The 11,068-nt window shown below is 68.0% G+C and carries 8 protein-coding genes; 1 reads left to right on the top strand and 7 read right to left on the bottom strand.

Annotated elements, in window-relative coordinates; translation table 11 throughout:
- Positions 1–139: 139 nt before the first annotated feature.
- From WS61_RS22225 to WS61_RS22215, 3 genes are all read right to left on the bottom strand, one after another.
- Positions 140–1,930, bottom strand: a complete 1,791-nt coding sequence (locus WS61_RS22225; protein WP_059503494.1) for an acyl-CoA dehydrogenase — start codon at positions 1,928–1,930, stop codon at positions 140–142.
- A 417-nt stretch (positions 1,931–2,347) separates the two neighbouring features.
- Positions 2,348–3,505, bottom strand: coding sequence for an AraC family transcriptional regulator (locus tag WS61_RS22220; RefSeq protein WP_059503492.1), 1,158 nt, complete (start codon positions 3,503–3,505; stop codon positions 2,348–2,350).
- Complete coding sequence (locus WS61_RS22215; protein WP_059503490.1) at positions 3,505–5,139, bottom strand: AMP-binding protein; 1,635 nt, start codon at positions 5,137–5,139, stop codon at positions 3,505–3,507. Before WS61_RS22215 ends, WS61_RS22220 begins: the two co-directional genes overlap by 1 nt.
- Positions 5,140–5,448: 309 nt before the next feature.
- Between WS61_RS22215 and WS61_RS22210 the strand changes: the two genes are divergently transcribed.
- Positions 5,449–6,549 (top strand): AraC family transcriptional regulator, encoded by a 1,101-nt coding sequence (locus WS61_RS22210; RefSeq protein WP_059503488.1) that lies wholly within the window; start codon positions 5,449–5,451, stop codon positions 6,547–6,549.
- A gap of 15 nt (positions 6,550–6,564) precedes the next feature.
- Here the strand turns inward: WS61_RS22210 and WS61_RS22205 are convergent, their stop codons facing one another.
- The 4 genes from WS61_RS22205 to WS61_RS22190 all read right to left on the bottom strand — a co-directional run bounded on the left by WS61_RS22205 (position 6,565) and on the right by WS61_RS22190 (position 11,024).
- Complete coding sequence (locus tag WS61_RS22205; RefSeq protein WP_059503496.1) at positions 6,565–8,067, bottom strand: HAMP domain-containing sensor histidine kinase; 1,503 nt, start codon at positions 8,065–8,067, stop codon at positions 6,565–6,567.
- Positions 8,067–8,777, bottom strand: a complete 711-nt coding sequence (locus WS61_RS22200; RefSeq protein ID WP_059503486.1) for a response regulator transcription factor — start codon at positions 8,775–8,777, stop codon at positions 8,067–8,069. Before WS61_RS22200 ends, WS61_RS22205 begins: the two co-directional genes overlap by 1 nt.
- A gap of 456 nt (positions 8,778–9,233) precedes the next feature.
- The gene (locus WS61_RS22195; RefSeq protein WP_059503479.1) at positions 9,234–9,593 is read right to left on the bottom strand and encodes an avidin/streptavidin family protein; all 360 of its coding nucleotides are present in this window, start codon (positions 9,591–9,593) and stop codon (positions 9,234–9,236) included.
- A gap of 630 nt (positions 9,594–10,223) precedes the next feature.
- Complete coding sequence (locus WS61_RS22190) at positions 10,224–11,024, bottom strand: hypothetical protein (protein WP_059503477.1); 801 nt, start codon at positions 11,022–11,024, stop codon at positions 10,224–10,226.
- Positions 11,025–11,068: the final 44 nt, after the last annotated feature.

Genomic DNA, 11,068 nt, shown 5'->3' with positions numbered 1-11,068 from the left:
TCGCCGCCGACAGCCCGGCGGGGCCGCCGCCGACGATCACGACGTCGTATTCCATCGATTCGCGCGGGCCGTATTGCGCGAGCAAGTCCTGTGTGGTCAAAATCCTGTCTCCTCCTGCTGCATCCCGACCGTCAGCCGGTCAGAACTGGTCTTCCGTCAACGCGAGCACGCTCTCGTTGCCCTTCGCGCCGACGATCGACGCTTCGAGCGCGCCCGCCTGCACCAGCACGTGCTCCGCATAGCATTGCGCGATCGCGATCTTCGCGTCGAAGAACGCGACGTCGTTCGCGCGGTTCGCGTGAGCGGCCACCAGCGCGCGCGCCATCTGCCACCCGCACAGCACCACGCCCGCCAGCTTCAGGTACGGCACGCTGCCCGCGAACACCGCGTTCGGGTCCTGCTTCGCGTTCGCCAGCACGTAGTCGACCACCGCCGACAACGCGCGCGCCCCCTTCTCCAGTTGCGCCTTCATCGAAGCGGCCGCCGCGCCGTCGATCTTGCCGAGCGCCGCGACCGTGTCGCCGATCTCCGCAATCAGCGCCTTCGCCACCGCGCCGCCGTCGCGCATCGTCTTGCGGCCGACCAGGTCGTTCGCCTGAATCGCGGTCGTCCCTTCGTAGATCGCCAGGATCCGCGCGTCGCGGTAGTACTGCGCCGCGCCCGTCTCCTCGATGAAGCCCATCCCGCCGTGCACCTGCACGCCCAGGCTCGCGACGTCGTTCACCATCTCCGTGCTCCAGCCCTTCACCACCGGCACCAGATATTCGTAGATGGCCTGATGACGCGCGCGCGTCGCCTCGTCCGGATGGCGATGGGCGATGTCGCTGTGCGCGGCAGCCACATACGCGAGCGCCCGCGCGCCTTCGGTCAGCGCACGCATCGTGCCCAGCATCCGGCGCACGTCCGGGTGATGGATGATCGTCACCGACTGCTTGGCCGAGCCGTCCACCGGACGGCTCTGCACGCGTTCCTTCGCGAATTCGGCCGCCTTCTGGTACGCGCGGTCAGCCACGCCGATCCCTTGCATCCCGACCCCGAAGCGCGCCGCGTTCATCATGATGAACATGTATTCGAGGCCGCGGTTCTCCTCGCCCACGAGATAGCCGATCGCGCCGCCGTGATCGCCGTATTGCAGCACCGCCGTCGGGCTCGCCTTGATCCCGAGCTTGTGTTCGATCGACACGCAGTGCACGTCGTTGCGTGCGCCGAGCGAGCCGTCGTCGTTGACCAGGAACTTCGGCACGATGAACAGCGAGATGCCCTTCACGCCTTCCGGCGCGTTCGGCGTGCGCGCCAGCACCAGGTGGACGATGTTGTCCGCCATGTCGTGCTCGCCCCACGTGATGAAGATTTTCGTGCCGAACACCTTGTACGTGCCGTCGCCCTGCGGCTCCGCACGCGAGCGCACCAGCGCGAGATCCGAACCGGCTTGCGGCTCGGTCAGGTTCATCGTGCCGGTCCATGCGCCCGAGATCAGCTTCGGCACGTAGCGCTGCTTCTGCTCGTCGGTGCCGGCCGTCAGCAGCGCCTCGATCGCGCCGTCGGTGAGCAGCGGGCACAGCGCGAACGACAGGTTCGACGCGTTCAGCATCTCGATGCACGGCGTCGCGATCAGCTTCGGCAGCCCCTGGCCGTCGTATTCGGCCGGATGCTGCAGCCCCTGCCAGCCGCCTTCGACGAACTGGCGGAACGCTTCGCCGAAGCCCGGCGTCGCGGTCACGACGCCATCCTTCCAGCTGCTGGGATTGCGGTCGCCTTCGACGTTCAGCGGCGCCAGCACCTCGCCGCAGAATTTCGCGGACTCGTCCAGCACGGCCTGCGCCGTGTCGTAACCCGCATCCTCGAAGCCCGGCAACTGCGCAACGGCGTCGATGCCCGCGAGTTCCTTCAGCACGAACAGCATGTCCTTGACGGGGGCGTTATAGCTCATGGTCGATGTTCCAATCAGGCAGTGAATAGGAGCGCCACGGGGTCCGATACGGCAAAACCGGCCAGCGTTGGGCGACGTGATGGGCCATCCTAACGCCGGGCATCCGGATTCCCATTGTCATATCCGGCCCACATGGTGACAAAACCGGCCACGTCACGTACCGGCGGACACCGCCGTGCCCGGCGGCGAACGCCCGCCGGACGGGCGTCGGCGCCCGGTCCGTCGGTATCGGCAATCGCGGTGATGCGCGCCAAAAGGAAACGACCGGCCGCACTCGCGCCTGCCCCGCTCGACCGACGAAGGAAGCCGGTTATGGGAGTGTCCGCTCAAACACCGGCCGTGAAAACCACAAAAGGAGCCGGTTATGGGATTGAATCCGTGCACGCGCCACCCGCGACGCTCATCCCCGCGCCCGCGTCACGCCCGGCGCCGATACGTCCCCGGCGTACTGCCGGTCCAGTGCCGGAACGCGCGATGAAACGCGCTCGGATCGTCGAAGCCGATATCCGCGCCGATCGCCGCGATCGTGTCGGGCGTATCGGTCAGCCGCTGGATCGCGATATCGCGCCGCAGTTCGTCCTTCAGCACCTGGAACGTCGTCCCTTCGGCGGCCAGATGGCGGCTCAGCGTCCGCACCGAACAATGCAGGTGCTCGGCCGCCTGGTCGATCACGGGCAGATCCGGCAGCGCCGCCGACAGGTACTGCCGCACCCGATGGCACACGAGCTGTTCGCTGAACGATTCGAAGATCCAGTCGCCGGGCGCGCGCGCGAGGAATTTGCGCAGGTTGCGCTTGCTCTGCCGGATCGGCGCGTCGAGGTAATCGGCGCTGAAGCGCATCAGCGTGCGCTCGCGGTCGAACTGCACCGCGCCGGTGAAGAAGTACAGGTGATCGACCGCGTGGCGCGGCCGCGGGCACGCGAACTCGATCTGCAGCAGCGGAATCTTCTGCCCGATCAACCAGGAGCACACGCCGTGCACGAGCTTGAGCATCAGCTCCTGGCCGAGCGCGCCGATCGGCCCGATCGCCTCGTTCGGGCGCAGCAGCACCTGCGCGACGAGATCGTCGCGCTTCGATTCGACGAAGAAGTCGTCGAGCAGGATATGGAAGAATTGCCCGAAACGATGCAGCGCCGTTTCGAGGTTGCGCGCATCGAGCAGGCTCAGGCACAGATACTTCAGCGTGCCGCCGCGCAGCGGGCGCGAGAAGATGCCGGGCATCTCGTCGTCGAGATCGATCGCGAGCGTGCGGTACAGCGTCGAGAACTGTTCCTCCGTCACGCGCGCGTGCGGCTCGCCGAGCAGCTCGATCGGAATGCCGGCGCCGCGCAGGTAGCGTTCGACCACGTCGCGCTGCACGCCCGCGCTCGCGAGAAAGCCGTTGACGAGCGAGATCGGCACCGTCGCGCTCGGCGACGGCAGCGCACGCCCGGGCCGGGCGGAAAGTGAGTCTGAGCCGGTCATCGCGTCCCCGTCGATCGAACCGACCGCATTGTACTTGAGCGGCCCGCGCGCCACCTTCGGGGCTTTCCGCACACCAGGCCGCGCAGCCGCCGCGCGACGCGTCGCCCACATCAGTCGGTGCGGCTGAGTTCCCGGCGCAGGATCTTGCCGACCGTCGACTTCGGCAGCTGGTCGACGAATCGAACCAGCTTCGGCACCTTGTACGCGGCCAGGCTCGCGCGGCAATGCGCGACGAGCTGCGCTTCCGTCACGTCGGCGCCTGGCGCCAGCACCACGAACAGCTTGACGGCCTCGCCCGTGCGCGGGTCCGGCACGCCGATGCACGCGCATTCGGCCACGCCCGGCAGCGCGGTCGCCACCGCTTCCACCTCGTTCGGATACACGTTGAAGCCCGACACGATGATCATGTCCTTCTTGCGGTCGACGATCCGCAGGAAGCCGGCCGAGTCGAACACGCCGACGTCGCCGGTGCGGAAATAGCCGTCCGCCGTGAACGCGGCCGCATTGGCGTCCGGCTTCTGCCAGTAGCCGCTCATCACCTGCGGCCCCTTCACGCAGATCTCGCCCGCTTCGCCGATCGCCACCTCGCGATCCTGCTCGTCGAGCAGCTTCACGTCGGTCGACGGCAGCGGCAGGCCCGTGGTGCCCGTGAACCGGTCGATCGACTGCGGGTTGAACGACACGACCGGCGACGTTTCCGAGAGCCCATAGCCCTCGCGGATGAAATTGCCCGTCACCGCCTTCCAGCGCGACGAGATCACGTCGATCACCGCCGCGCCGCCGCCGGCCGACAGCTTCAGCCGCGACCAGTCGACCTCCTTCAGGCGCGGATGGCCGGCAAGCCCCGCGTACAGCGTGTTCACGCCGACGAACACCGTCGGCCGCGCGGCCTTCAGCACGTCGACGAACCCGTCCATGTCGCGGGGATTCGCGACGAGCCAGTTCTGCGCGCCGATCGCGAAGTAGGACAGGAAGTTCACCGTCAGCGCGAAGATGTGATACAGCGGGATCGCGGTGACGACGACCTCTTCGCCCGGCTGGCGCGCAGCCGGCACGATCGCCGCGAACTGCGCGATGTTCGCGACGAGGTTGCGATGCGACAGCGCCGCGCCCTTCGACAGGCCGGTCGTGCCGCCGGTGTATTGCAGCAGCAACAGGTCCGCGCCGCTCAGCGCAACCGGCTCGCACGCGAGCGATTCGCCGGCGGCGATCGCGTGCGCGAGCGCGATCGAACCGGGCGGCAGTGCGTCGCACGTGCCGGCCGGCGCATCGACGACGCCGAGATCCTCGCGCCCCACGCTCAGCACGGTGCGCACGCGCGTGCCGCCGACCACCTCCGCGAACGTGCCCATCGACCCGCCGCAGACGACCGCCGCCTCGACTCCTGCGTCGTTGAGCTGATGCTCGAGCTCGCGCGCGGTGTAGTGCGGATTCACGTTGACCTGGACCGCGCCGATCTTCGCGACAGCGACGAACACGACCGGAAACGCCAGCACGTTGGGCAGCATCACGGCCACGCGATCGCCCTTGCGCACGCCGACGACCTGCTGCAGATACGCGGCCAGCGCGGTCGATAGGCGGTCGACGTCGGCATACGTGAGCGTGCGGCCGAACGCATGGAACGCCGGGCGGTCGGCGAAGCGGCGCATCGCGTCGTCCAGCAGCGCGCTGACGGAAGGATGGCAGTCGGCGTCGATCTCGGCGGGAATCGAGCCGTACGACCCGGTCCAGTGTCTCTTCGTCATGTCTCGCTCCTCGGGGACGGCACGCCGGCATGCGCGCCGTTCGCACGGCGGCCTGCACGCCGGAAGGACGCGGGCCGCCGCCTGAGCGGCGACTATCGCCCGCGCGACGCGCTTTGCAAATGATCCGGCCGGCCGAAAACATGATCGAAACGGACACGCGCATGCATGTGTCCACGTCGCTTCGCACGGCGAACGCCCGTCCGATCGGGCCGTACCGTCGGCACGTCAGGGTGAACCCTGTGGCGAACGGAATCGTTCCCGCGCAAAATTGCAAGCCGTCAACGATATCGATTCGGACGCAGGATCCCCATGTCGCGCAGTGCGCTGTTGAAACCGACGGACGCCCGTCCCCCGCGGCTGCCCGACGCCGACGCCGCCCACGCGTTGCGCGAGCAGCGCTTCACGCCGGCCAAGCTGGCCGTGCTGGTCGACGTGGCCGCGCAAGCCGGCCTCGATCCGGCGGCGGTGCTCGCCGGCACCGGCCTCGCGCCGGCCGACGTCGCGGACCCGTTCACGCTCACGTCGCCGCTGCAGTTCCTGACGGCCGCGCGCAACGCGGTCGGCCGGTACGACGGCACCGACCTCGGCGTGCGCGTCGGCCGCCTGCTGCGCGCGTCGAGCTACGGCATGTACGGCTACGCGATGCTGTGCTCGGAATCGCTCGCGCGCGCGTTCGATGCGGCCGTCAAATATCATCGGCTCGCGAACGGGATGCTGCCGATCCGCTGGGTCGAACACGGCGACACCGCGTCGTGGCTGTTTCCGGACCGCCACGAAGTCGCGCTGCCCGATCTCGACGAGCCGCTGTACCGTTTCCTGATCGACATGCAGTTCGCGCTGCACGTGACGATCATCAAGGACGTGATGGGCGGATGGTGCGTGCCCGCGCGCGCGCAGTTCGCGCAGCCGCGGCCGCCGCACGGGGCGCTGCTGGCCGACGCGCTCGAATGCCCGATCGCGTTCGACCAGCCGCATCACGTGCTCAGCTATCCGGCGGCCTGGCTCACGCGCGCGCCGCAGCTCGCGAATCCGATCACCGCCGCGCAGGTGTCGTCGCACTGCGCGCAGTTGCTCGACGAATTGCGCAGCCGATCGGGTATCACGCGACGCGTATACGAGGAGCTCACCCGCACGCCGGGACAATTCCCGGACATCGACGCGATCGCCGAGAGCCTGTGCATGACCTCGCGCACGCTGCGCCGCAAGCTCGAAGCCGAAGGCACGTCGTACAGCGAACTGCTGACGAGCGTGCGCAAGGCGCTCGCGATCGACTACCTCGGCACGACCACGCTCAGCACCGAGGACATCGCGCTGACGCTCGGCTTCAGCGATGCCGTGGGATTCCGCCACGCGTTCAAGCGCTGGACCGGCACGACGCCGAGCGACGTGCGGCGCAAGCGCGGCCGATGACGCCGCCGATCGCGGTCAGCGTGCGTCGCCCGCCGCCGGCGACGCCACCGCCAGCGCAAACTCGAACACCGCGCCGCGCCCGGGCCGGTCGACGAGCCGGATGCCGCTGCCGTTGAGCGCCAGCATCCGGTGCACGATCAACAGGCCGAGCCCGCCGCTCGTCGCCGTGCCGCCGCTCATCGGCCGCTGCGGCCGCTGGAACAACCCTTCGCGCCGCGCCGCCGGAATCCCTTCGCCGGTATCCGACACGGTCACGACCACGCGGTCGCCCTGCGGTTCCAGCGCGATCTCGACCTCGCCGTGCGAAGGCGTGTGCCGCAGCGCGTTGTCGAGCAGGTTGGTCAGCACGCGCTCGATCATCCCGAGATCGGCCGACACGGCCGGCACGCGCGGCGGAATCCGCGCATGCAGCGCGACGCCGCGCGATTGCGCGGCCAGCTCGAATTTCTGGAACACGTCCTGCACGAGATCGACGAGCGAGAACGGCTCGCGCTCGGCCTGTACGCCGCCCGATTCGAGCCGCGCGAGCTCGAACAGCGCCTGCGCGAGCCGCCCGACCTTCGCGCTCTGCGCGAGCGCGATCGACAGGTAGCGGCGCCGTTCGGGCTCGGCCAGCGTGTCGGCCTTCAGCGACAGCGTCTCCAGATAGCCGTGCAGCGACGTGAGCGGCGTGCGCAGGTCGTGCGAGATGTTCGTGATCAGTTCGCGCCGCTGCTGGTCCTGGCGCGTCAACGCGCGCCACTGCTCGCCGATCCGGTCGGCCATCTGCGCGAACGCGGATTCGAGCACCGCGATGTCGTCGCCGCGACGGCCCGGCGGCAAGCGCAGCACCGGCGGCGGCGTGTCGGGCGCGCCGGGCGCAGCGTTCGCGTCGAAGTCGCGCATCGCGGCCGTCAGCCGGCGCAGCGGGCGCGTGATGAAGCCGAATGCGACGAGGCCCGCCAGCAACCCGAGCAGCGCGACGATCGCCATCGACCACAGCGTCGTGCGCAGCACGTTGCCGGCGTCGACGCGCGCGGCGAGCCGGTCGTGCGCCTCGCCGAGCAGCACCACGTAGATGTAGCCCGACGGCGGCTGCCCCGCGCGCTGCAGCGGCGCGGCGCTGAACACCTTGCGCGCGTCCGGGCTGCGCGGATCGTCGCCGAGGATCGGCAGCGGCTGGCCCGCGATGAAGCGCTGCACGGGCGCGAGATCGACGCGGTCGCGCTTCACGTGGCCCGGCGGCGCATCGTCGCCCTTGATGCGCCCGGCGTTGTCGAGCAGGTACACCTCGACGCTCGGGTTCACGCCCATCAGCTGCCCGAACAGCATGCGCACGGCGTCGGGACGCAGCCCGTTCGCGTCCATCAGCGGCGCGCTGCCGGCGATGTTGGCGGCCAGGTCGCGCGACAGCGCCTGCACGACTTCCTTCTCGCGCATGTCGTTCGCGCGGATCTGCAGCCATGCCGACGCGCCCGAGCACGCGAGCAGCAGGATCGAGAACACGAGCGACAGCCGCCGCGTGAGCGTGAGCTTCATCATGCGTCCGGCGCGGCGAGCTTGTAGCCGCGTCCCCACACGGTGAGGATCCGCACGGGCTCGGCCGGATCGGCCTCGATCTTCGCGCGCAGCCGGTTGATGTGGGTGTTGACCGTGTGTTCGTAGCCTTCGTGCTGGTAGCCCCACACGGCGTTCAGCAGGTCCATCCGCGAGAACACCTTGCCCGGATGCCGCGCGAAGAAATACAGCAGGTCGAATTCGCGCGGCGTGAGATCGATGCGCGCGCCGTCGACGCTCGCCTCGCGCGCGATCGGGTCGATCGCGAGCCCCGCGACGTCGAGCGTGCCCGCGTCGATCCGCGAATCGCGCGCGAGCGCATCGACGCGCCGCAGCAGCGCCTTCACGCGTGCGACGAGTTCGAGCACCGAGAACGGCTTCGCGAGGTAGTCGTCGGCGCCGAGTTCGAGGCCGAGGATCCGGTGCACCTCGCTCGACCGGGCGCTCGTGATGATGATCGGCGTGTAGCGCGTCATCGCCCGCGCGCGCCGGCAGATTTCGAGGCCGTCGACGCCGGGCAGCATCAGGTCGAGGATCAGCGCGTCCCAGCCGCCCTGCTCGAGCAGGCGCAACCCTTCGGCGCCGTCCGCGCTGTGCACGACCTCGTAGCGCTCGTCGCGCAGGTGCAAGCTCAGCACGTCGGCGATGTCGGCGTCGTCCTCGACGATCAGGATGCGTTTCGGGTGGTCCATGGCGGTGGGCGGCGGTACGTCGGAGCGGGGCTGGGTCACGGTTGTCGGGCGGCGATCGGGGCCGGCGCGAAGCGCGGCGGAAGGCCGCGCTGTCGCCATTGTGCAAAATTTTGCGGCGGCGAGTGATCACATTTCGTTTAAATTTCGATCGTGCCCGTGATGGGGGCCAATATCAGCAAGGCTTCCCGCCGTCAAAAGGTGCTGCGGCATTCGAGTGTGATGACGAAACAGGCAGGGCTGGAGACTCACCGGGCACATCGGCCGGACGGCTCGGCGTCGAACGCGAACCCGAAATGCCGCTCTCCGCGCTGATGCGCGAGGTCGCGCAAGCGCAGCCGGACCCGGTCGCGACGTTCTGCACGAACCTGCATGTCGCGCGCGTGGCCGAACCGTTCGAGCCGGCGACGGGCGTCGCGGCTTACGACCGCTCCGAGCCACGATTTTGCGGGTACATCGTTACTCAGCGATTCGCTCGAATGTATCCGCATTGGTCTGGACGGCATGCGCCCATCCAAACTCCGACGATCGCGAGCCTTGCCGAGGCGCCTTGCTGGTCACGACATGCCATGCCGTCTGCAGCTTGCCGTCACGCAGCATGCCTGTGAAAGAACAGATCGCCGTCACTACGTCATTCGATATGCCGAAAGCGAAGTTGATGCAATCGCCAAACCAAACGCCTGAGACAGGCAGATCGTGACCGAAGAAGGCGCTGTCCTGCAACGCGGTGCTGAATACGCCACGGATGGCGCCTTCCTTGTCGCTTGTGATGGAAAGCGTGGAGCCGTATTGATTACGCCACGTACCGATCCAGTTCATAACCCACCTCCGGAGGACTTGATCGCGCGCTAACGGGCCGAGCGTTCCTGGTGCCAGCGCCTTCTCGCGGCAATCGGACTCTCAAAGCCAGCGCCGCACATAGGCGAGCGCCGTCGTGATGGCCAATCCCGGCGCGAATCCGGCAATAGTGAAGAATCGCCAGCGCCCACGGCGCCGACATTACAGTCAAAAAGTATAGACGCTCGTCAGACGATATGAAGTGCTGCATATAGCGAGCCGGCAAGCACATACTCTTTCGTTCGCTACCTTATTGATCACGATACGCCGTCCGGGGCGAAAGCCAGCCTGCGTCGACATGAGTCGATCAGGATGCCTGTACGTGTTCCAATTGCTCGTGCGGTCGCCGCGACGGCGTCGAGGGGTTGTCGAGCAACTTCCTCGCCTGACCCGCTTGGGGTTTCTGGATGAAGTCCGTGCGGCTCGCTCTTTCAACGCCCCGTCGTTGCAACGGGGATCTCAACGGCGGACGGCAGAACGCACCGTCACGCTCCTGCAAGTCCGAGAATCGGTCAGCCATCCGCGTGACGGCGTGACCTGCTGCATGCCCCAAGCAGCAGGTCGTCAACGCCCCCGATGCGAGACCGATCGCGGCGCGCCGCCCATGCGCACTCAATACGACTTGCCGCCCACCGTCGCCGCTTCCAGTTCGCGCGTGATGATCTGCGTGCCGCCCACGTCGGCGACCGATTTGACCAGGCCGACACCCGGCGCGAGCCAGTCGTCCGCGATCGTCTTGCTCGTCAACGCCGGGTTGGTGAAGGTCTCCGTCGTGTGATAGTGGCAAGCGTTCGCGAAGACCTTGCCGTTGCGGAGACTGACCGTTTCGCGCGCGACGTACGTCCGCTGGATCGAGACGGACGTTTGCGCGCCGCCTGCCGGAAAGACCGGCGTATCCACGTAATTCACCGTTTCGCTTCCCGCGAGGCCGATCGTCTCGACATAGGGCGGCGAGTTCACGTCCCGCAATGCAAGCGTGCCGCCGCTGTAGACCTCGCCACCGTAGTTCGTGCGCACGCCATTGCCGACGAGGTAGTAGTGATTGGTCTGAATCGGCGAGCCTGTCGTGGTTTCGGCCTGCTGCGTGAGCGCCACGCCGTTGAACGTCGCCGGCGCGTACGTCCGCGTGTACACGCCGTTGTCGACCGACGGGCTCTGCGACGTCGCTTGCGTATACATGTGCAGTTGCACGGTATCGCCCTGCTGGTAAACCGGATCGCACTCGACGTTCGAGGCGGTCGGCGAACCCGCATTGCCGTCGGGTACGCCCGTGGTCGGCGTCCCGCCGCTCGGGCCGCCGCTACCGTTGTTGCTCGTCCCCGATCCGCCGGACGCCGCAGGCGAGGAATTGTCGTCGCCGCCGCAAGCGGTCAGCGCGAGGCAGGTCAATGCAATCAGTACAGCGGCTTTCATCGGGGTCCCCTTTCAAACGAACTGGACGAACGAAGCCGGCACGC

Source organism: Burkholderia sp. ABCPW 11 (assembly GCF_001523445.1).
In the GTDB taxonomy this organism is placed as follows: domain Bacteria; phylum Pseudomonadota; class Gammaproteobacteria; order Burkholderiales; family Burkholderiaceae; genus Burkholderia.
The sequence above is the reverse complement of the archived record's forward strand: the minus strand, read 5'-3'. Positions and strand labels throughout refer to the sequence as shown.